General features: G+C 31.3%; 21 protein-coding genes. 4 read left to right on the top strand and 17 right to left on the bottom strand.

Features of this window, described 5'->3' with window-relative positions; all coding sequences use genetic code 11:
- Positions 1 to 91 precede the first annotated feature (91 nt).
- A complete protein-coding gene (locus E0I61_RS02225) occupies positions 92 to 400 on the top strand; it encodes a hypothetical protein (protein WP_132069117.1) in 309 nt (102 codons plus the stop codon).
- A gap of 69 nt (positions 401 to 469) precedes the next feature.
- Here the strand turns inward: E0I61_RS02225 and E0I61_RS02220 are convergent, their stop codons facing one another.
- The 4 genes from E0I61_RS02220 to E0I61_RS02205 form a co-directional block, all read right to left on the bottom strand.
- Complete coding sequence (locus tag E0I61_RS02220) at positions 470 to 1,231, bottom strand: GLPGLI family protein (protein WP_132069115.1); 762 nt, start codon at positions 1,229 to 1,231, stop codon at positions 470 to 472.
- Positions 1,232 to 1,292: 61 nt separating this feature from the next.
- Complete coding sequence (locus tag E0I61_RS02215) at positions 1,293 to 4,073, bottom strand: outer membrane beta-barrel protein (RefSeq protein WP_132069113.1); 2,781 nt, start codon at positions 4,071 to 4,073, stop codon at positions 1,293 to 1,295.
- A gap of 225 nt (positions 4,074 to 4,298) precedes the next feature.
- Entirely contained in the window at positions 4,299 to 5,333 is a 1,035-nt protein-coding gene (locus tag E0I61_RS02210) for a glycosyltransferase family 9 protein (RefSeq protein ID WP_132069111.1), read from the bottom strand.
- A 48-nt stretch (positions 5,334 to 5,381) separates the two neighbouring features.
- Positions 5,382 to 5,987, bottom strand: coding sequence for a DUF4254 domain-containing protein (locus E0I61_RS02205; protein ID WP_132069109.1), 606 nt, complete (start codon positions 5,985 to 5,987; stop codon positions 5,382 to 5,384).
- A gap of 86 nt (positions 5,988 to 6,073) precedes the next feature.
- Here E0I61_RS02205 and upp point away from each other — a divergent pair, with 86 nt between their 5' ends.
- The gene (gene upp / locus E0I61_RS02200; protein ID WP_131990769.1) at positions 6,074 to 6,727 is read left to right on the top strand and encodes a uracil phosphoribosyltransferase; all 654 of its coding nucleotides are present in this window, start codon (positions 6,074 to 6,076) and stop codon (positions 6,725 to 6,727) included.
- On the opposite strand, the gene E0I61_RS02195 is transcribed toward upp, so the two are convergent.
- Entirely contained in the window at positions 6,722 to 7,651 is a 930-nt protein-coding gene (locus tag E0I61_RS02195) for a DUF6427 family protein (protein ID WP_132069107.1), read from the bottom strand. The two genes, upp and E0I61_RS02195, sit on opposite strands and share 6 nt — an antisense overlap.
- Positions 7,652 to 7,794: 143 nt before the next feature.
- Between E0I61_RS02195 and E0I61_RS02190 the strand changes: the two genes are divergently transcribed.
- The gene (locus tag E0I61_RS02190; protein ID WP_131990773.1) at positions 7,795 to 8,025 is read left to right on the top strand and encodes a DUF6341 family protein; all 231 of its coding nucleotides are present in this window, start codon (positions 7,795 to 7,797) and stop codon (positions 8,023 to 8,025) included.
- Positions 8,026 to 8,056: 31 nt separating this feature from the next.
- On the opposite strand, the gene purD is transcribed toward E0I61_RS02190, so the two are convergent.
- Positions 8,057 to 9,331 carry a phosphoribosylamine--glycine ligase gene (gene purD / locus E0I61_RS02185; RefSeq protein ID WP_132069105.1) on the bottom strand — a complete coding sequence of 425 codons (1,275 nt, stop codon included), beginning with the start codon at positions 9,329 to 9,331 and terminating at the stop codon, positions 8,057 to 8,059.
- A 132-nt stretch (positions 9,332 to 9,463) separates the two neighbouring features.
- Between purD and E0I61_RS02180 the strand changes: the two genes are divergently transcribed.
- Positions 9,464 to 10,774, top strand: coding sequence for a phenylacetate--CoA ligase family protein (locus E0I61_RS02180; RefSeq protein WP_132069103.1), 1,311 nt, complete (start codon positions 9,464 to 9,466; stop codon positions 10,772 to 10,774).
- On the opposite strand, the gene E0I61_RS02175 is transcribed toward E0I61_RS02180, so the two are convergent.
- The 11 genes from E0I61_RS02175 to E0I61_RS02125 form a co-directional block, all read right to left on the bottom strand.
- A complete protein-coding gene (locus E0I61_RS02175) occupies positions 10,758 to 11,531 on the bottom strand; it encodes a glycosyltransferase family 2 protein (protein WP_131990783.1) in 774 nt (257 codons plus the stop codon). The genes E0I61_RS02180 and E0I61_RS02175 overlap by 17 nt on opposite strands.
- A gap of 1 nt (position 11,532) precedes the next feature.
- A complete protein-coding gene (locus E0I61_RS02170; RefSeq protein ID WP_317126157.1) occupies positions 11,533 to 12,822 on the bottom strand; it encodes an exopolysaccharide biosynthesis polyprenyl glycosylphosphotransferase in 1,290 nt (429 codons plus the stop codon).
- 62 nt (positions 12,823 to 12,884) lie between these two features.
- Positions 12,885 to 13,868, bottom strand: a complete 984-nt coding sequence (locus E0I61_RS02165) for a UDP-glucuronic acid decarboxylase family protein (protein ID WP_132069099.1) — start codon at positions 13,866 to 13,868, stop codon at positions 12,885 to 12,887.
- Positions 13,869 to 13,926: 58 nt separating this feature from the next.
- On the bottom strand, positions 13,927 to 15,054 hold the full coding sequence (locus tag E0I61_RS02160) for a glycosyltransferase (protein ID WP_132069097.1): 1,128 nt from the start codon (positions 15,052 to 15,054) through the stop codon (positions 13,927 to 13,929).
- The gene (locus E0I61_RS02155; RefSeq protein WP_132069095.1) at positions 15,041 to 16,231 is read right to left on the bottom strand and encodes an O-antigen ligase family protein; all 1,191 of its coding nucleotides are present in this window, start codon (positions 16,229 to 16,231) and stop codon (positions 15,041 to 15,043) included. The genes E0I61_RS02160 and E0I61_RS02155 overlap by 14 nt, the downstream gene beginning before the upstream one ends.
- Complete coding sequence (locus E0I61_RS02150) at positions 16,228 to 17,025, bottom strand: glycosyltransferase (protein ID WP_132069093.1); 798 nt, start codon at positions 17,023 to 17,025, stop codon at positions 16,228 to 16,230. Before E0I61_RS02150 ends, E0I61_RS02155 begins: the two co-directional genes overlap by 4 nt.
- The gene (locus tag E0I61_RS02145; RefSeq protein WP_165930166.1) at positions 17,018 to 18,022 is read right to left on the bottom strand and encodes an O-antigen ligase family protein; all 1,005 of its coding nucleotides are present in this window, start codon (positions 18,020 to 18,022) and stop codon (positions 17,018 to 17,020) included. The genes E0I61_RS02150 and E0I61_RS02145 overlap by 8 nt, the downstream gene beginning before the upstream one ends.
- Before the next feature lie 380 nt (positions 18,023 to 18,402).
- Complete coding sequence (locus tag E0I61_RS02140; protein ID WP_165930165.1) at positions 18,403 to 19,479, bottom strand: glycosyltransferase family 2 protein; 1,077 nt, start codon at positions 19,477 to 19,479, stop codon at positions 18,403 to 18,405.
- Between the two features lie 10 nt (positions 19,480 to 19,489).
- The gene (locus tag E0I61_RS02135; RefSeq protein WP_132069089.1) at positions 19,490 to 20,764 is read right to left on the bottom strand and encodes an oligosaccharide flippase family protein; all 1,275 of its coding nucleotides are present in this window, start codon (positions 20,762 to 20,764) and stop codon (positions 19,490 to 19,492) included.
- 76 nt (positions 20,765 to 20,840) lie between these two features.
- The gene (locus E0I61_RS02130; RefSeq protein WP_132069087.1) at positions 20,841 to 21,386 is read right to left on the bottom strand and encodes a hypothetical protein; all 546 of its coding nucleotides are present in this window, start codon (positions 21,384 to 21,386) and stop codon (positions 20,841 to 20,843) included.
- 108 nt (positions 21,387 to 21,494) lie between these two features.
- Positions 21,495 to 22,484: a hypothetical protein gene (locus E0I61_RS02125; protein WP_132069085.1), complete on the bottom strand. Its 990-nt coding sequence runs from the start codon at positions 22,482 to 22,484 to the stop codon at positions 21,495 to 21,497.
- Positions 22,485 to 22,490: the final 6 nt, after the last annotated feature.

The raw sequence follows: 22,490 nt of genomic DNA, 5'->3' as shown, positions 1-22,490 counted from the left end.
AATACTTATTTTAATGTTTAAAAAGTGGAGAATTAAGCAACGTTCACTGCTTTTAAATTTTAAACTAAACTGAGACTGTAAATATTTTAAAATGAAATCCATTCGAGAAATATTCAAAAACAACCCTTCCCTTCTAGACGAACCAGAAGTAGTGCAACTTTTGGAATATTGTGAACAATTGCAAGACGAAATAGTGGAATTCAAATTTCAAAAAACAAACAACAAAGAATTAGCGATGCTTGATATGCTCAAAGAAGTGATAAAAGGCTGCGATGTTATCGAGAAAGAACAAGCCGAACACGAGCGTTTTGGGTATGACTCTCCAAATTATCAGGAAACTATTTCGAATTTAAAAAGGTGTATTTTGAAGCGTTGCCAAGACGAAAAGATATATTTGTAGGTCATTGTGAGGAACGAAGCAATCACACGCCGAGAGCAACAAATGGGATTGCTTCGTTCCTCGCAATGACTATAAAAAAGCATTCCACAAAAAAAGATTTTTTTGTCTTTTGTTTTCTTCTTTATCATCACCATAGGTGAACCAATCCTTTGTTTTTTCTTCTATCATCGATTTTAGCCCCATTAAGTCATAGGTTTTTTTGGCTATAATTGGTTTTATGTCAGATGGGTTAGTGATTTTCAAATCTATTTTGGTAGCTATAAATGAGGTGTATAATCTTGGTATCGAAAGTCCTAAAATCATACCCGGCAAACCATTTATAGAACATGGACCGCCAGAAATGGTGATATCGTCTGTGTAAAAAGCAAATACATATACGTCATCCATTATTTTTCCCACGGCTTTTCGGCAATTATAACCGGCTATTTCTCTATGTTCATTTGTGATTTTCCATTGTATGTTTTGTATACTATCTGCTATTACAAAATTAGTTCCCACTATTTGCTTTTGCATATTCATTTTTCTTGTTGCAAAATCAAAATACCAAGTGTTTTCTTCATCAGCCGCTTTTAGGTTATTTGGTATTCTTGTTTTTGGGCTCCATCTGTCAAATTTGTATAGGCTTTTGTTGTCTGCAAAAGTATAAGTGAAATAGGATATTTTTAGGTCAGACAGGTTTTCTTTCACCATCTCGCCCCAGCTATCATTGCTCATCGTTTTTTTGAGATTGGTATTTACTTCATATTCAATTACAGCTTTATCTATAAATTGCTGTGCTATTGATGCAGTTGTAAAAAGTAGTGCTGCTATAAAAAAAAGTATTGATTTCATATGTTGTGAATTGTGAGTTTTATTGAAGTTTCCCGTAGTTACATCCCAATAAATGTTTAACTTATTTTTTTACTGTTTCGCCTTTGTTTTTAAAATTCCAGGTAAAGCCTATCATAGCATATCTTTTGAGCCTATCGTTTCGTTCCTCACCTATTGTGTTTTCATAAACATATCTATTTATGCCTATATTTTGATTCAAAATATCCCGCACTAGGATATAAGCTGTAAACTCATCGTTTTTAAAGGTCCGTTGTAGCCTTGCATTCCACAATTGATTGGTGAGGTTGGTTTTAAAATCGACCGTTTTTTGTCGGGAATATAAATTATAGTCTGTGGACAATTTCCATTTTTCTCTGAAATAAACCCCTATGTCCAAGCCTAAATTATTAGTGTTAAATGATTTTATTTCATCGTTTTGAGAAGTACTGTTTCTGTTGTTTGAAAAATAATTACTTAAACTAAATTCGTATTTCTTTTCTTTTGATTTATTTAAATAAATTGAAAATCCTGAATTTAAAGTATTGGAATTATTGATTTTGTTATTAATACTAAGTACCGATTTGTTATAGTTAACAGATGGATTAAGATTAACGTGTAAATCTATTTTTTTTATCTTAAATCCATATCCAAAATAAAAATTTCCTGAAAAATTTCCGTTTGTATTTATGGGCGTGCTAATTGTTTTAGCACTTTCTGGATCTATATCTTTGTTGTAAGTAATTAAATTGGAAGTTGTTCTAAAAGAAATACTTTGGTAAAAATGCGATTCTGTCAAAATACTATAACTATTGTGTGATATGTTTACACTATTGGTAAAGGATTGCTTTAAATCTGGATTACCTAAAGTTTGATTGAAAAAATCTTGATTGTTTCTCAAAGGCTGTAATTGATCGATGGTAGGCTGTCTGGTTGCGCCTTGATAATTGAAACGCAAGTTACTATTGCTTTTGTACTTGTAAGAAAAATTTGCAGTTGGAAAAAAGTTAGTATAGCTGCGCTTATATTCTTTATTTAAAGTTTGATCTTGCAAATCAAACGAAGTAAAACCAAAACCACTTCCAAAGCTATAATTTATTTTTTTAGCATTGTAACTCAGTTTTATATTGGGCTTGTTAGTTGTTATTGTCTGTTTGAACTGGTTAGATAAAGAATCTACAACCACATCATACTTGCCTGTAACATCCGAATAATCATACGTTAAATAGTTGCTTTCGCCCGTGTTATGAGCAACCTGATAGGCAACTTGCATTGCAAATTTCTTACCAATAGGCTCTGTATAGGTAACATTTACAGCAAGGTTTTGACTTGTTTTTTCTCCTATTTTATTTTGGTCTACATCATCCCTAGAAGAAAAAACACCTCCATCATAACTTTCGTTGGAAGACTTTAAGAAATTATTTGAATCTGTATTCAACGTGTTCCAACTACCGTTTACAGAAAATGTACGACGGGCTTTGGTGAATTTATGTTTATACAAAATACTGGCAGACAAAGATTCCTTATCCGAATTTGTATTAAATATTTTTTCCTGTTTGTTTTTTAATAATCCATCACCTCCCGTTGTCTCACCATTTGTAAATTCATCACTTTCGGTATTATAAAAATTAGTTTTGGCGGTAAATTTTATCGAATTTATAGAATCTAATTTTACATCGTAAATAGCATTTAGTTTAAAATTACTTCTGTTTACATTGCTTACCGTTGATCTGTTTTCGTTTAATTGGGTTTCTCCCACTTGTGTTTGGGTAACCCTGCTTTTATTGTTTGTATAAATTTGGTTGTTGTATTTTGGTGATAGATTCAATGTTTGTTTATCATTCCACTTGTTGCTGTACTGCAATCCTGCGTTGGTGTTTTTGATAAACCCATTTTGAGTGTCAACATAAGGTTCTTCATCATTATTGCCACCTGTCCATTCATAACTTACATTTCCATCGTCATCCATGTTCATGCTTATATCATCCCGTGCTCCAAATTTTTCGCTGTCTTGCCAGCCAAGTCCATCTTGCCCAGTATTCCCATTTAATAAAAAAGCAGATAGTTTTCTTTTGCCTTTAAAAGAGCTAAACATCAAATTGGTATTGTATCTGGAATCCGCATCTGTAAATGGTTGATTTGCACCATCTATTTTACCAAAATAACCTTTCTTTTTATCTTCCTTTAATTTTAGGTTAATTGTTTTTTTTGTGTCGCCATCATCAATTCCTGTAAACTCGGCTTGATCGCTTTTCTTATTAAAAACTTGTACTTCTTTTACTGCATCGGCTCGTAGGTTTTTTACCGCCATACCCGGGTCATCGCCAAAAAATTCTTCTCCATCTACCAATACTTTTTCTACCGTTTCACCCATGGCTTTTATAACACCATTTTTATCAACTTGAATCCCCGGCAGTTTTTTTAGTAATTCTTCTACATTGGCATTGGCATCTACCTTAAAATCACTTGCTCTGTAACTGGTCGTATCGCCTTTAATTTTAATAGAACCCGACTTTATAATTACTTCTCTAAGCGCATTAATTTTGCTCATCAAGGCAATTGTCCCCATTTTTTTTTCGCCTTCTTCAACAATTATAGCATCTACATAATCGGCATATTGGCTATGAGCCGTCATCAATATATAATTTCCTGCTTTTACATTTTTGAAACTAAAGTTCCCCTCTTTATTTGATCGGGTAAACTTGTATAAAATAGAGTCTTTGGGAGTTAATAAAGCAACAACCGAATTGTAAATGGGTTTTTTTTCGCTACCATCGGTTAAAAGACCCGAAAGGTTTGTTTTTTGAGAAAACGCTGAAAAAGAGAATATGAACAAAATTGCAATTGTTACAGTAATTTTTGGCATAAATAATTTCTATTTTATTGTATTAGCATTTCGAGATTTCGAAAAGCAACTTAACCGAAAAGAACAATCCTCTTTCGTCTCAAGTTAGCTTTGAGTGCAAAATCTTACGCACTTAAGCCAAAAATAGTATTATTCCCACTAAAAATTTAGAATTATTTTGTTATTAAAATGTTAAAGTTATTCTTACATAAAAACAACAAAAACATGAAGGAATTAAAATCTTACTTATTGTTTTCCGGCATTTAAAACCTTTATAATAGAATCAACAGTAATCGTTCGCATGGCGTTTTCATAACCTTCCACTTTTTTATTTCCGTACACCGAAGTAGGTAATTTTGGAAATTGATTTCTGTCCGAAATCAAAGCATTTTCTAAAGGTTGATTGAAAGGTGAAAATCCCGCATAAGGATGTGTGGCCCCCCAAAGCGTAATCACTTTTACTCCGAGCATGGCTGCTATATGTGCATTTCCGGAATCCATCGAAAGCATCACATCAAGATTACTGATGAGCTGAAATTCCTGCTGAAATTTGAGTTGCCCCGCCATGTTGATGACGTTTTCTTTGTTGGAAGCAAGCGAATCCAACAGTTGAATTTCTTTTTTTCCGCCACCAAAAAGCAAAATTTTATATGCTGTCCCGAAACTTCGGGATTCTGATAATTGATTAATAACTTCCTGCATTAAATCCAACGGATACACTTTAGAATCATATTGTGCAAAAGGAGCAATTCCTATTAGTCTGTGATTTTTTTGTCCAATTATCGCTAGAATTTCTGGGCTCAAAACTGCTTTTTCAGGAAATAGTGTCTCGACACATGGTGATGATAAATCAACTGTAAAACCGAGTTGTTCGAATACTTTAACATGTCTTTCAAACATCGTTGGCAGTTGCTTGAACACTTTATTTTCGGGTTGGGTTAAGGCTTTTTTTTCTGCTCTTCCTTTATCAACTGAAGCTGATTTTTTTCCGCTTAAAGCAAAAAGTGATCGGACGATTTTAGAACGCAAAACGTTGTGTAAATCGGCAAAAGCATCGATTTCTAAACATTTTAAATCTTGGAACAAACGTAACAATCCTAAAAACCCTTTGTGTTTTTCTTTTTCATCGAAAGCAAAAAAAACAACATTGGGAATTCCTTCGAAAAAAGGTTTAAAAAAAGGTCTGGAGATGACCGTGATTTTAACTTCGGGATGCTGGTATACAAAAGCGCGTAAAACAGGAACCGTCATGGCGACATCTCCCATTGCGGAAAGTCTCATGACGGCTATATGTTTGATAGTATTTGACAATGCTAAGTTTGTCAAAAATTACTTCTTATTTAGGTACAAAACAGGATTCAAATCATCATCGTTGTACATTTTCATTTGTTTGTACACTTTCATGAATTTATTACCATTTTCGATGTCATGCAATAAATCATCGATGGCCAAAGACAAGTCCGTTCTTTGTTCCAATAAAATATTCAATTTAGCTTGACATTTGTCTCTGTGATCTTGTGAAGCTTCGGCACGAGTAGCTTCTTCATTCATGTGATAAATTTTCAAAGCCAAAATAGACAATCTGTCAAAAGCCCAAGCCGGACTTTCTGAATTAATTTTCGCTTCGTCTTTTACCTTTATATGACTGTATTTTTGAAGAAAATAACTGTCAATATATTCCACCATATCAGTGCGTTCTTGATTAGAAGCATCGATTCTTCTTTTCAAAGTCAAAGCAGCAACAGGATCAATATTTGGATCACGAATAATGTCCTCAAAGTGCCATTGAACCGTATCAATCCAGTTTTTATGATACAATAAATGTTCGAATTTATCTTTTGGAAAAGGATTATTAATCGGTTGGTCAACATTATCAAACTGATGATAATCTTTAATACTTTGTTCGAATACGGAGTACGCTAATTTTGAAAACATATCTTTATATTTTAAAGGACAAAGATACTTTTTTATACTTTTATAGATTATAAAATTAAGTATAAGTTTAATTACAAAATAAAAATATGCAAATTCATTATTTATCAGAAGGCAATAGCATCCTAAATCATTTTTTGGGACAAATTCGAAATGTAAATATTCACAATGACAGCATGCGTTTCCGAAGAAATATTGAACGTATTGGCGAAATAATGGCGTATGAATTAAGTAAAAAATTACATTACAAAAACATACAAATTGAAACACCATTAGGTATAAAAAAAACAACCGAAATTAAAGATCAATTGGTTTTATGTTCCATTTTACGAGCTGGATTACCCTTGCATTTGGGGTTTTTGAATTACTTTGACAATGCCGAAAATGGTTTCGTCTCCGCCCTTAGACATCATCCCAACAATGACGACTATTTTGATATATTGGTGCAATACCAAGCTATTGCTGATATAAATGAAAAAAATCTGGTATTAGTCGATCCTATGCTTGCTACTGGACAATCAATAGTTGCTGTTTACAATAAATTAATGGAAAGAGGTACGCCAAAAGAAATTCACATTGCAGTTGTAATTGCCGCACCAGAAGGCATTGCTTATCTTGAAAAACATTTGCCGGAAAACTGTCATCTTTGGGTTGCTACATTAGACGAAAAACTTAATGAGCATAGTTATATCGTTCCCGGACTAGGAGATGCAGGAGATTTAGCGTACGGTGAAAAATTATAATTGGGAGAAAAAAGCAAAAAGACTGCAGGCAGTCAGCACATACATAACTAATTCTTGATTTAATTTTTCTTGAGGAATTTCAATATGGCTGGTTGCCATCATGGCCAAAGGCGCAAATGTAAACAGCAACAAATCATTACTTTTATTAGCCGAAATTAAAAAAATCAGTACTCCGATAAAGAAAGATGCGATGATTTTTTTGAAAGAAGTATGCAACAATTGTGGTCTGTTTGATAATGTGGCAAACATAGAAACCAGAAAAAACAAAGCGATTGTGGCATAGATTGACAAAGCACCGTTTTGATAATTATTCGTAAAATAGTTGATTTCAAAATTAATTTGTACACTTTTAATGATGTATTCAATGACATTCAAATCGAAAACCGTTGCATAAATCATGAACAGGATTCCAACAATAAAGAAAGCGATAAAAGGTAATATCCAGTTTCTATAATCTCTGGAAACATGGAAAATTATTGATATGAAAACCAGCACTATGAAAATTATACTCCAAAAATGAAATAGTGCAGCCAGAAAAATCCATAACGAAGCATCAAATATTTTTTCTTTGGAAGCTTTCAGGGATTGCAATGAAATCAATCGGCGAAGCGCCAATAGAATAAAGAAATTAGACAAAATCAGGTTTAAATTATCTAATATTGAAGGAAAAAAAAGTAGAAACAAAAAATAAAAAAAAACCGTGTAACTACTGTCTTTACTCAATCCGTTTTTCTTAGCAACAAAATTCGTGATAAAAACAGAAGCCAATAAAACACAAAACAACATTCCTTTTTTTAAAATTAATAAAAAGGAATTCATCCAGAATAAATCTTGAAATTGGTATATAGAAAAGAAAACCAGCATTAAAATTACGACCAATGAAAAATTTAATGGTGTAGATTTTCTAAAAATACTTGTTATCATAAGGATATTTTATACTTTTGTGTTCGTAAATATAATACTTGTTTAAAAAGTAAACCCTGGAAGTTCAAAAAGATTCTTCAAAATAAGAGTTTTTAATACCCAGAGTTCCTCAAAAACAATTAATAAAATTAATTTTATACATTATGAAATCATTTTTCGAAGGAATAGAATACTTATTTGTAAAGATTTTATTTGCTCCACTAGACTTTTTACGCTCATTAGAGCTTACATCTTGGTTTGCTGCTAATACAATCAACTGGATTTTCATGATTATTTGTGCTTCGGCAATGGTATATTGGATCAAACAATTGAAAATTTTTGAAGACGCCGGAACTGAGAAGCAAGATACTACCGCTCACTCTTTCTTAAAATAAGAATTAAAAAAAAGTGAACGATAATTGGAAACTATTTTAAGTCGTTTCCAATATCTTTTCTAAAATACATCTTATCAAAATTTAGTTTAGCTATGTTTTGGTAAGATTTTTTTATGGCCTCTTCGAAATCATTCCCATACGAAGTTACTGTTAAAACCCTTCCTCCGTTTGACACTATGTTTCCGTTATCAAGTTTAGTTCCTGCGTGAAAAACAATAGAATCCTCAATGGTTTCTAATCCTGAAATCACTTTTCCTTTTTCGAAATCCTCCGGATATCCGCCAGAAACAACCATAATTGTAGTTGCACTTCTTTCGTCAATTTCCAGATTAATTTCGTCCAGTTTTTCATTGGCTACAGCCAAAAATAACTCTACTAAATCGGTTTTCAATCTTGGGATAACCACTTCGGTTTCCGGATCGCCCATTCTCACATTGTATTCTATTACGATTGGTTCGTTATTCACATTGATTAACCCAATGAAAACAAAACCTTTGTACGGAATTTCGTCTTTTTGAAAACCATCAATAGTAGGTTTTACAATACGTGTTTCGATTTTTTCCATCAAAACGGCGTCAACGTAAGGAACTGGAGAAACAGCTCCCATTCCACCTGTATTTAATCCTGTATCGCCTTCGCCAATGCGTTTGTAATCTTTAGCTGTTGGCAATATTTTGTAGTTTTTCCCATCCGTAAGAACGAAACAGCTTAATTCTATACCGTCAAGAAATTCTTCGATTACCACTTTTGAACTGGCGGCACCAAATTTTTGATGAACCAACATGTTTCTTAATTCTTCTTTGGCTTCTGCCAAATCCTGAATAATCAAAACTCCTTTTCCGGCGGCTAAACCATCTGCTTTTAAAACATACGGAGGTTGCAATTTTTCCAAAAACTCACATCCTTTCTCTACTGTTTCTGCAGTAAAACTATCGTAAGCAGCGGTTGGAATTTTATGTTTGATTAGAAATTCTTTAGCAAATTCTTTACTTCCTTCCAGTTGCGCACCAATTTTTGAAGGACCGATAACCGGAATATGACTTAATGCCGCATCGTTTAGAAAAAAATCATAAATCCCTTTTACCAAAGGATCTTCTGGTCCTACCACAACCATTTCCACTTTTTCCTGAATAACAAACGTTTTTATAGCTTCAAAATCAGTTGGACTAATATCAATATTCTTGGCTATTGTTGCTGTTCCAGCATTTCCTGGCGCTACAAAAAGGGTATCACATAGCGGACTTTGAATCATTTTCCATGCAAAAGCATGTTCTCTTCCGCCCGAACCCAGTAGTAAAATTGTCATGTGTAGTTGTGTTTAGTTGTGGTGCAAAAATAATTGCTTTTGAACTTAAAAAATAATTATTTTTTAAAAACTTGTTGGTTCATAGTCAATAGTTCTTGTTAAATATTATTTTTGATGAAATATCCTTTTAAAATGTTTCCACTATTCGACTTATCGCTGCAGCTAAATGGCTTCCAAATGAAGGAAGCTAAAGCCGAATTGCGAAAAATTGTAGCCTTGTCTGAAAAGGAACATGACGTTTTCGTTGAAAATAAAAAAGCGGAAATTGTCAATTTTCATTTGCAAAATAATACTTTTTATAAAGATTTAGCAGGAATGACAACTTCTATAAACTGGGAAGACTTACCCGTTTTGAATAAAAAAAACTTACAAAAACCATTGCTTGAAAGGCTTTCTAAAAATTATTCTCCTAAAAACTGTTATGTTAATAAAACATCCGGTTCGAGCGGAACTCCGTTTATTTTTGCCAAAGATAAATATTGTCATGCGTTGACTTGGGCTTCAAATATTTACCGATTTGGTTGGTATGGAATTGATTTCAATACTTCCTACCAAGCGCGTTTTTATGGAATTCCAATGGATTTTATTGGAAACAAAAAAGAACGTTTCAAGGATTTTTTGAGTCATCGGTTTCGGTTTTCCATTTTCGATTTATCGGATGACGTTTTAGAAAAGATTCTGAAAAAATTTCAGAATAAAAAATTCGATTATATCAATGGATATACCAGTTCGATTGTTTTATTTGCTAAGTTTTTACAAAAGAGAAACATCATATTAACCACAATTTGTCCCACTTTGAAAGTATGCATGGTAACTTCTGAAATGCTTTTTGAAGAAGATAAAATACTTTTAGAAAAACAATTTGGAATTCCTATTGTCAATGAATATGGTGCTTCTGAACTGGATTTGATTGCTTTTCAAAATCCTAAAGATGAATGGCAAATTAATTCCGAAACGCTGTTTGTAGAAATTTTGGATGACAATAACAAAGCCGTTCCTAACGGCACTGCAGGCCGAATTGTAATCACTTCCTTGTTCAATAAGGCGCATCCGTTCATTCGATATGACATTGGCGATATTGGAATTCTGGACGAAAAAAGCACGTTACAAAAACCGATTCTCAAAAAATTAATAGGCCGGACCAATGATGTCGCTATTTTACCAAGTGGGAAAAAATCCCCTGGACTTACTTTCTATTATGTGACAAAAAGTATTATTGAAGACGACGGAAATGTAAAAGAGTTCATAATCAAGCAAACGAAAATTGATACTTTTGAAATAGAATATGTGAGCGAAACCGAATTAAATTTGGCACAAATTCAAAAAATTGAAGAGGCGATTTCTTTGTATCTGGAACCCAATTTAAAATTTAGTTTTCTTAGAAAAAAATCTTTAGAAAGAAGCAACAGAGGAAAATTGAAGCAGTTTAAATCAATGATTTAACGTAACGTGGTTTTATCATTAATTGCGTAAACAAAAACCCCGTCATACAAAGTATTGAGACAACTACATTAAACCCATGAAACGTTCTGTAAACGGCAAAATTATGTCTTAACAGCTCATATTTAGAAGCCGAAATTGAGTTTTCTCTGATTCTGTAAAAAGCTAAACTTTCCGGAACGGGTTGTGCGGTTTTTATTTTCTTAAGAATTATAAGCCAATGTATCCAATCCTGGCGTTTTCGAATAGAAGAAACAGTTATTTTTCCGAAGTAATTTACGTCATAGATCCCTGTTAGATTCCCAACATAATTACAAAAAAACAACTGACGATAAGAGAGGTTTCTTGGTGATTCGACTCTCCTATTGAGCGATTCTCCTGCTTCATTAATACATTCGTAAAACGAAAAAGTAAACGGTAAATTATGTTTTTTGAGAAAATCAATTTGTAGCTCTAACTTGAATGGTTTCCACAAATCGTCTGCGTCTAAAAAGGCTATATATTTTCCGGCTGCTTTATTCAAAGCGGTATTTCTGGCAATTCCGGTTCCGGAGTTTGTATCGAGCTGAAAAAGTTGAATTCTATTATCTCGACTGGAAATTTCTTTTATTATTGAAACCGTTTGATCGGAAGAACAATCGTCTACAATAATCATTTCCCAATTTTTATAGGTTTGATTCTGTACTGACAAGATTGTTTTTGCGATAAATTTTTCACAATTGAAGGATGGCGTTATTATGGACACAAGCGGTTTTTCCATTTTAATATGCTTTTTCTTCTCCCTTTAAAGTATTGTATACCGTGATAAAAATAATCTTTATATCTAATAAAATAGACCAATTTTCCATGTAAAAAATATCGAATTTTACTCTATTTATAATATCCACATCTGTTTCGACTTCACCTCGAAACCCTTTTGTTTGAGCAAGTCCCGTGATTCCTGGTTTAATAAAATGACGCACCATGAACTTATCAATTTTCAGTGCATACATTTTAGCGTGGCTAACCATATGGGGTCTAGGACCAACGACTGACATTTGACCCAATAAAACATTGAAAAATTGTGGTAACTCATCGATACTTGTTTTTCGTATAAACCGTCCTGTTTTGGTAACTCGAATATCGTTTTTGGAAACTTGTTCCAAATCAGCTTGATCATTTAGTTCCATCGATCTGAATTTGTAACAGTTGAATTCTTTATAATTTAATCCATTCCTCTTTTGTACAAAAAACAAAGGTCCTTTAGATTCCCATTTTATGACAATCGCTAAAATTGGTATGAGCCAAGATAGTACTCCCAAAATTATTATTACAGAAAACAAAAGGTCAAAAACACGCTTAACGACCTTGTTTAAGGTGTCGTCAAGCAATATGTTTCTTAACGAAATTACAGGGATATAGTCATAATATTCAAATGTAAAATTTCGGGAAAGGATTTGTTTTTCGTCAGGAATAAATTTTAAAGTTTTTAAGTTGTTATCCGCAAAATAGACAATGTCATTAATCTGTTTTTGTGTCAAATCACCCATAGAGCAATATATTTCGTCTATTTTATGCTCTAAAACAAATGCAAGACTTTCTGATAGATGGTTTTTTTTATCATGTCCTAAGTCGAAAACTTTCTCTAATTTATACCCATAATCTGGATTTTCTGTAAAAAAAAGTTGCAGTGGATTGATACTTTTATTATTTCCCAATAACACTACTGTCCTAAAATTTCCTCCAAAAAGTACTCTGTATTTCTTTAGAAAAAAATAGATAAATAATTTGATAATCAGAATTATAAATAATGAAGTCGAAGTAAATAAAATAATCTTTTTGAAACTCGAATCTTCAGAATCTGAGAAAGCTAATGCAAGACAAAATAGTGTAAATAAAATCCCTTGTTTCATTGCACAATTTAGTATAGAAATTACTTTAGTGTATCTATATACCTCATAAAAACCTAAACTGGCCGCTATAATAAACCATGCAGCACTAATGAAAACTGAATAAAAAACTTTATTAACAGGGAAATCTGTCAAATATACCAATAGTATATTGATAACCATAAGGTCTATTAAAAATGAAAATGGGCGAATATAGCCCGAGTATCTCCCTGTTTTGGTTTTCACTAGCTTATGTACTTAGAAAAATCTTTATGCTCTTCTTTGGAAAGCTCTTCTTTAGATAATGATTTAAAGTAATCATAGGTGATTTTCATTCCTTCGGCACGACCTACTTTGGCTTCCCATCCCAGTAATTCTTTTGCTTTCGTGATGTCAGGCTGACGCTGTAAAGGATCATTTATAGGTAAGGGATGATACACTACCCTTTGATTAGTTCCTGTCAATTTTATAATTTCTTCGGCAAAATCCTTGATGGTAATTTCATCTGGATTTCCAATATTTACCGGATAAACATAATCCGAGTGCAATAATCTATAGATTCCTTCGACTTGATCGTCTACGAAACAAAAAGAACGCGTTTGCATTCCATTCCCAAAAATAGTTAGATCTTCACCTCTAATAGCCTGACCGATAAAAGCCGGAATTACTCGGCCATCATTTAATCGCATCCTTGGTCCATACGTGTTGAAAATTCTAACAATTCTAGTTTCTACTCCATGAAAAGTATGGTACGCCATAGTTATAGATTCCTGAAAGCGTTTCGCCTCATCATAAACGCCTCTTGGTCCAATGGTATTTACATTTCCATAATATTCTTCGGTTTGAGGATGAACCAATGGATCTCCATATACTTCGGAAGTAGATGCTATAAGAATTCTCGCTTTTTTAACTCTTGCTAATCCTAAAAGATTATGTGTTCCTAAAGAACCAACTTTTAAAGTTTGTATCGGAATCTTTAAATAATCTATCGGACTTGCCGGTGATGCAAAATGAAGTATATAATCTAAATTACCCGGAACATGAACAAACTTCGTGATATCATGGTGATAAAATTCGAAATGTTCGAGTTTAAACAAATGCTCAATATTTTTTAAATCTCCAGTAATGAGATTATCCATCCCTATAACAAAATAACCTTCTTTGATAAAACGGTCACAAAGATGTGATCCTAAAAACCCTGCGGCTCCGGTGATAAGTATTCTTTTCATAAGTGATTTTTATACTCAACAAATGTAGTTGAATTGCTAATTATAAAAAACACTTTCATTATTTAACTTTTTGTGATAAATAAATGGCTTCTAAGTCTTTTATTTTTTCAATAATATTATAATTCAATTCAAAGGTTTTCTTTGCATTTATTGAAAACACTGCATGTTTATTTTTATCGTTTAATAATTGAATGACTTTTTTACTAAACCTAATTGTATCGTTTTCGTTGATTAAATATCCGTTATAATTATCTACTATTAAGTCCTTATTCCCATCACAATTTGATACAATGCAAGGAATCGATAGCGCCAAACTTTCAATTACAGAATAAGGCAAACCTTCATACCGTGCAGTTGAAATATACAATTGTGTTTTACTTATTATGTGAAGCACATCTTCTCGCGAGACCCAATCTAATAGTGTTATGTTATTTGATAAATCAAATTCTGAAATCATTTTTTTTATCATTCGCAACTGGCTCGCATAATGACCAACACCCATAATCACTAAATGAATATCCTGCTGTTTTTTTACTTCATAAAAAACGCGAATCATTTCATCAATATTTTTTTGATAACATGGTCTTCCCACCGTACAGATATAGTTATCGGGCCAAGTTTTCTTTATGGATAAAGAATTTATTTCTGTTAAAGGTCGTATGGCGTTGTTAAAAAGCAATACGTTTTCTTCATCAAATCCTACTTCATTAATAGCTCGATTCATTTCGGACTTTGAAGAAGCTAAAAGAGTGACATTCCCTTTGGATAATAATTTTTCAATGAACAGAAAAACCATTCTTTTAAAGTTATTATTTGTACTTAAATAGGAGAATGCCTGCGGAGTATATACAACCGGAATTCCCGTTAAAATTGCAACCATCCTTCCAATTACACCGCCTTTTGCACTATGACAATGAATTAAGTCTGGTTTTTCCTTTTTTAGTATTCTGTATGTTTTTATTATTGAGATAAAATCATTTGCAATCGCTATTTCTCTCGATATAGGCAATTTATATTCGGTAACAAGTACTTTATTTTTATCATAAAATCCTTCTTTTGTATCAACAATTCCATGGATTACGATATTTTCAAACTGTAATGGATTGCTGTTTTCAAGAATTAGTCGCAACGAAACATCAACACCTCCTACGGAATGGAGAATATGGGCAATTTTAATTTTTTTCATCCCTATATTTTGCGGTTATAGAAAATACGATTGCGGTTAAATAACAGCCAAATTGTCTGTTTAATACATTTTCCATTAAAAAAAATAACGTTAAAGAAACAACGATTGAAAAAAAGTAAAAATTTCCTATAGCATTTTTCATCATAGAAAAAATAAAAAATAAAAACAGTCCCAATCCTAAAAAACCACCAACTAGAAAAAAATCAATAAATTGGTTATGAGAATTATATTTTTTAGCTAAAAACCATGCTTTTTTACTTTCATTTGTAATAGAATCAGCATAACATTCAACGTATTGTTCCTGCATCCAATTGAAGCTTTTACTTCCAAAAATTAAATTAAAATCAGACGAACGAATTATCTCTGATGCACAACTCCAGATTACAACTCTTGGTTCATAATCTTTCATCGTTTGAAAACTGTCGGTAACAAAAAATCTGTTTGACAAATTTTTATAACTCAACAAAGCAGTAAATAAGGCTAGAAAACAAACTGTAATAATTATTGCTTTTTTTATAGCGGATAAACCCGAATAGAATAATAGATAAATTAAAGCGACTCCAATTAATGTGATTAAAGACAATCTTGCCGCAATAAAAAAGATAAAAATTCCAAAAAACAAACCCAAAACCAATAGTCCTTTCTTAAATTTTGGAAATTCTTTTACCATATATAGGCATAAAATTAATGCGACAAGGCATATAAATCCCATGTACGGCCTTTCTATTATCAAAATTCTATTTACGTCTTCTCCATTACTGAAAGGAAGCGTTTTATCCTTTAAATAATAAACTGAAGTGTTAATTAGAGCAATAATCGTAGCGATAAAAACCGATGCTATAAAAACCCAAATTATTTTATTTCTTGGAACGGGAATAAATACTATTGGAAGTGCAATTACTATTAAAAATCGACTAAAAACATTTACTTCGTTACCAATTGATGAACTGAAAATAGACTTAACTAGGAGATACAGGAAAAGTAACCCAAAAGGATAAAAATAGTGCTTTTTTGGAAAAACTATTTCTTTTTGATAAAGCAATACGGCATAAAACGACAGAGCAACACCCAAAATAATATTGGGTATTGATTTTGAAAAAGACAACGCCAATACTAATAATAGAATAATATTGCGATAGCTTTCTTTCTTTGAAAACACACTCATTCTTTGAATCATTCTTTGAGCCTTTTTATTTTTTGAATTATCGAATGGGGTAAAATATACAAAATCAAATTTTTAATAATTCCGTAAACAGGCCAAAAACCAAGATAAAAATTATCTTTAATAACCCTTATTCTGCTCCAGACTTGTACTTTCCTTTTTGAAAACGAAATCCCTGATGGATTAATTTCATATTGCAGCAGAAATTCTGGCAGATTAGCCGTTTTGAATTCTTTTACAATTTTAAAGAAAAAAGCATAATCCTCAGCAGCTTTATAATTTGTGGGATACTTCCCAACAATAGCTATAATATCTTCTGCAAACATAACTGTTGGATGAAGAAACATATTGTTAGTAAACATTTTGTTCTTTATTTCTTGGTTCTTTTCTGGAAGTAAAGTCTTGTATAAAAAATTACCTTTTGGGTCCACAGCAATAGCATTCGAACCCACTAATTTTATTTCAGGATTTTCAACCAGAAATTTTTCTTGTATTTCAAACCGTTTACCAATACAAGTATCCCCACAATCCAATCGAGCAATAAAATGATATTGATTTGTCTTTACAATATAATCTAAGCCATGGTTCAGCGCAGATTCAACCCCTTCATTATTTTCTAAATAAATATAAGTAATTTTTCCTGTTGATTTGAAAGCACTATTTATAGCTGTTTCGTTAATTCTTTCATTGATGCTCCCATCATCCACAATGACGACATCTAATGCTTCTGAAGCTTCTATTGATGCCACAGATGCCATTAATCCAAGCGGATTATTATAGTGAGGAATTAAAAGAATAACCTTATTCATTTATCGTTATTTTTTCTTGAGACAATCGCATCAAAATAGCTAAGGAAAGCCAAATACCATAAATTCTAAAAGTATCTATCTGCAACCAATTAATAAATAAACCTGAAAATGAAATTAATAGTATATAAGACAGGATTTGCTTCTCTCCAGTACTGTTTTTTATGAATATTTTTGTTTGTTTTATAGAATAATAAATTAATGCCAATAGAATCAAAAACCCAATTATACCCGTTTCTGCCAACAATCTGGTATAAAGATTATATCCCGGAGGGAATGATTTTACATTCTTATTCTTATATATCAAATCAAACTCATAATTATCTTTTGTAGCCCAAGTTGGATAATGTGTTCTGCTGTGATATGTTTGTTGTCCAAAACCAACCCCAACAATAGGATTTTCCTTAAAAACTTGTAACGAAGCATATTGCATTCCAAATCGGGATTTATTTGAAATATTATTCTTTAAATTTCCTTTAAAATCTAATGATTCTATTTTTTCAGTCAATGCTTTAGTAACTTTTTCTCCATTAAAAATAAGCATTACCGAAAAAAGTGCAAAAAAACCAATCAAAGAATAAACAACATAAACTTTGAATCTTTTATCCTTATACAATATTGTCGTAAAAATAAATAGTTGAAAAAAAACTACTATTAAACCTGTTCTTGAACCTGAGAAAAAAGTCAGTAGCAGTATTGCAATTGTTGGAAAAAACTTCCAAATTCCTTTTTCTGTCAGAATATAACTAAACATCCAGCCAGCAATTGTAATTAAATAAATAGCTAGAAAAGGCGGTTCATAAGCTATAGATGAGATTCTACCTAATCCTGCAATTTTAACTTCTAAAAAAGGAAAATAATCAAAAAGTTTTAAAACTGGAAACACTGAATTTATGCCAAAATAAGAAACCAAAATTTCTAAAAATCCGTAAATTGAAGCAATAACTAACGAATAGAAAAATGCCTTTCTAATTTTAAAAAGGATTTCTTTTAGATCCATTTTTATAAAGACATTACAATATAAAATCAAGAAAAAACAACCGGAAATCAGCAATGCAAAGTATTGTCTAATAAACCTATTTATACCTCCAGTATGTTTAAAATAATTAGTTGAAACCGAAACTACATTGAGTAAAGTGCTTATAAAACACCAGATTAAAAAAATTGCACCTATTTGAAAAATAGGACTTTTGTATGGTACAAATATTCTTTTTGTCACTACAACTTCAAGAAGCAAAAATAAAAACCCTAACATCAAAAAAAGGGCTCCTGCTTCACTTTTAAATTCTCCCAAAAAAGGAATCCCTTCATACTCGTTGAACGGAAAGAAGAAAAGTCCTAAAAAAAATAATATTGTATATAATTTTCTGAGCAATATTTTTAAGTTTTTTTGAATTTAAAATTATTTAAATTTCGAATAATCTCTGAAGTTTTTGGGTGATAGGTCAATTTAACCGCTAAAACTAATAAATATAAACCAGCTACAGATTTGTTTTTTATAATTTTCAAAACCAATGCTTCAAATATTCCTTGGTTTTTTAAAATGTCTTTATGGTATTTCTTTGATAGCATATTGACTTCTGGATCAAAAACCATTATTTGTATTTTTTTAAGTTTATCACTAAAAGAAATTTCTGCTGTGGCATACTTAAATAGTAAATAAAAAACCTTCTGGATAAATCGAATTGCTTTTAGTTTCTCAAATTCCCCGTAAGGAATCGTTAGGTTATATCTTTTTTTATAATCTACATGAAGTTTTTGACGAGCTATCCCAAAATAATCTATTTTAAATATATTCTTAGATACTCCATTAAAAACTTCTCTATAAAAATAGCCTGCATAATCTATAAAAAGCACATTCGAAACCGTGTTAAAAACCCATAAATTAAACATTTGATCTTCTTCATATTCATTTGGGAAAACAATGCTATGAGAAATAATAAGCTCTCTTTTGTAAATTTTATTCCAAACTGCAAACAAATCTTCTCTTTCTAATAAATTTGGAATAACATTTTTTTGAATGAAATTTTGATCATACAATATATTCACTGGAAATATTGCATTTTTAATAATGTACTTATCATCTCTTCCCAAAAAATAATTAGAGATAACTATGTCAGTATCAAATTCAGTTGCTCTATTGTATAAATTTTCAAACATCTCCTCCAAAACAAAATCATCTGAATCTACAAAACCAATGTATCTCCCCGTAGCATCAATTATCCCTATATTTCTAGCGGCACTTCGTCCTACATTCTCTTGATTTATTAGGATAATCCTATGGTCCTTTTCTTGAAATTGTTTTATAATTTGCTGGCTGGAATCAGTTGAGCCGTCATTGACAAAAATAAACTCACATTCCTCTAATGTTTGACTTATCAACGATTGAATACAATCAGCCAAAAATTCTTCTGCATTGTATACAGGAATTATGACGCTTACTTTAATTTGTGTCATGGCTCTTTTATTAGCAGAATTTATCCGTTTCTCTTTTTGCATAAAACCACATTCCTAATACGATAAAAATTTGTGTAATAGTAAGCGCAATTGCCGTTCCAAGTTCTTTATAAAAGTAGGTTAATCCTAAATTTATACTGATGTTTAAAACGGTTGCCCATAAGATGACCCGAAAATATAAATTATCCTTCCCTAAATTTAGTAAAATTTGTTTACCAAACATCGTGTCTAAGAATGATGCAAGTGGTATGATTATCAATATTTTAAATAAAATGATGGCTGGATTCATCGCTTGTCCATAAACTAATGTTATTATTTCTTTAGAAAAAAAGAATCCCAAGAGCACTATAGCCGAAAAAAATATTCCTCCAATTATTGTAATCTTATTTATTTTCTTAATCGTCTGTATTTTATTTGAAATCATTTCACTAGCCAAAAAAGGAAACAAGGCATTCGAAATGGGAGTTTGGAAATTCCCAATTGCTCTCGCTAATTTTTCTGCACCACTAAAATAACCAACTGCTTGATTGCCTACAAAAATCCCTAATATCAATGTATTGGTATTGGTAAATAAAGAAATTTTTAATTCGGACAAAAAAACATATTTCCCTTTAATTAATTGGTTTTTAATTCTTTGAAAGGATTGTAGTTTTAATGGTAAATCAAAGTGCTTCTTCACAAAATAAAAAGATATGATTCCGGCGCTAATAAAGCCTAAAGCATTAAAAATAGGAACTAAAAAATAATCCTCTTGTTCTTTAACAAAAACAAAAATTGCGATGGTGAAAATAATTTTTGTGAATAAATTTATATAGGTAATATATCTCATTTTTTGCATTCCTTGGAAAAACCAAACTGGAAAAATAGCCTGACCAAGAACCGATCCAAAGGAGAAAAAATAAATTTCCCAATGATTTCTGAATATTTCAAAACTAAAAACAATAATTGACATCAAAAGGAAACAGAAAACAAGCAAAAATAATTTTGTAGACATTACATCGTTAAAAATATCTTGTTGCATTTTTTTGTCATCGATTGCAACCGAAATATCTCTGGTAGCGATTGCGTTGAATCCAAAATCTGTAACAATCTGAAAATAGGTGATTAATGCTAATGAAAAAGACAGTAATCCGAAAGTTTCTATTCCCAAAACGCTGACCAAATAAGGTAAGGTAATTAGGGGTAATAATAAATTTAGACCTTGGAGTATAGCAAGGTAAACAAAATTAGAAACTAATATTTTGTGCTTTTTATCGTATGGGACATTATTAAAAAAACTAAACATTTGTTTCGTGTGTTTTATATAAAAAGAAGGCTACGCCTTAACAGGAATAGCCTTTGAAAATTTTGCTCATTATAAACTATAATTTAACCCCGCTAACTTTTTCAAGCGCTATATAAATTGCTGGTTTTGTATTAAAAATCGGGTCGTATTGATCTCCTTTTGGAAGGAAAGTCGCTGTCGACGAAGTCTCATCAAATGCTATAAATTCATTAGGCGTAAAGTATTTTAGCAAATCTTTTTGATCAACTCTAAATGTTCTGCCTTCAAAACTTAAAGTTATGGCGTTAATTTTTACCGGTTCTTGATCTTTTTTCGAACTAATATCAAAACGAATATCATTTGGTATAACTCCTTCAGGAATGCTGAATATTACGGTTTGAGCCTCTTGTTTACCTTTCAAACCATAATAAACGGTATTTTTTTCGTCAAAATAATTAATTGAAGGGTCTTTATAAAAAAGGATTAATTCGTCATCTTTTTTAATCACCAACTCAACTGTAACATCAAATGTGTTGGCTTTTACCTCTTCAGCTGGGGCAGCCACTTCTTTCTTATCTTCCTTTTTACAAGAAACTAATGCTAATGTTAAGAAAAAACTTGCTGCTATTACTTTTATTTTCATTTGTGCTTTTTTACAAAAATATATTTTATTTCTTATAGAGAAATTTGTTTTTATATATTTATCTGTTCTTGAATTATTTTTTACTTTACAATCGTTTTACCCTACTTATTAGCTGTTTTGTAATGCTTTTAAAGCTTGTTTTCTATAAAAAGCGATAAACAATCGGAAAAGAATAAAGCCCAGAATAAACAACATTGGCAGAACAAATTTTAATTTTCCGTTGACAGAACTCTTATTTTCAATATTCAGTGTTGAACTGTTTTCTTTTACAATTTTATCTAAACCTATCAAACTAACTCTATGGGTTCCCTGCTCATTAATTAGAACTTCTTTAGTCTTGATAATATCATTCAACTGTGTGTTTTCATTATAATAAACCAGTTTCTCACTTTTTGTAGCGCCATTTACCCTGTTAGAAAATCCGTTTAAAACTCCATTTATTTGTGAAATTATAGAGTCATTTTGGATCATCTTAATTTGAATATTGTTTATTTCTTCTTTTTGAATTATCTTGTAATAATCGGTTTCGTTCAAAAAGTCTAATAATGGCTGAACTGTTTCTTTATTGTTGATTAATTTTCCTGTGATAAATGATACCTTATGAAACGTATAATTTTTACTGGTCAAATTATCCTCGACCGTCTTTTTAATATCACCATCTTCCGCCATCAACTTGATTAATTCAAAATTTTCCGGTTTATTTTCAATAAATTTATAAACATCCGCTATTGGATTAATTTCAATTTTTATTAATTCTTTAGGCTTTTTTATACCTAAAAATTCTTTTAAAAAAGCGGTGTCTCCCTCTTGGATTTTTGATTCTATCAAATCAATCTTTGAATATAAATAATCCGTACTCCCAAAATTTGGAGTAACAATAATTTGATGATTATAGATTTTTTTTGTTGCGTCTAAATAAAACCCTAATCCAACTCCAATTACCAGCAAAATTGAGACTACAATCGCATTTTTTACAAAAAATTGAATACATCTAAATAAAAACGTATTAATATTTTTAAAAAAACTTCCTATTTTTTTAAAAATTTGCATCAAATCAATTTCCTGATCCTCTTGGTTGTTGGGTTGGTTTTTGCTCATCCTATG

It is taken from the genome of Flavobacterium ranwuense (genome assembly GCF_004349315.1).
In the GTDB taxonomy this organism is placed as follows: Bacteria; Bacteroidota; Bacteroidia; order Flavobacteriales; family Flavobacteriaceae; genus Flavobacterium; species Flavobacterium ranwuense.
This window is presented reverse-complemented; position numbering and strand designations above follow the sequence as displayed.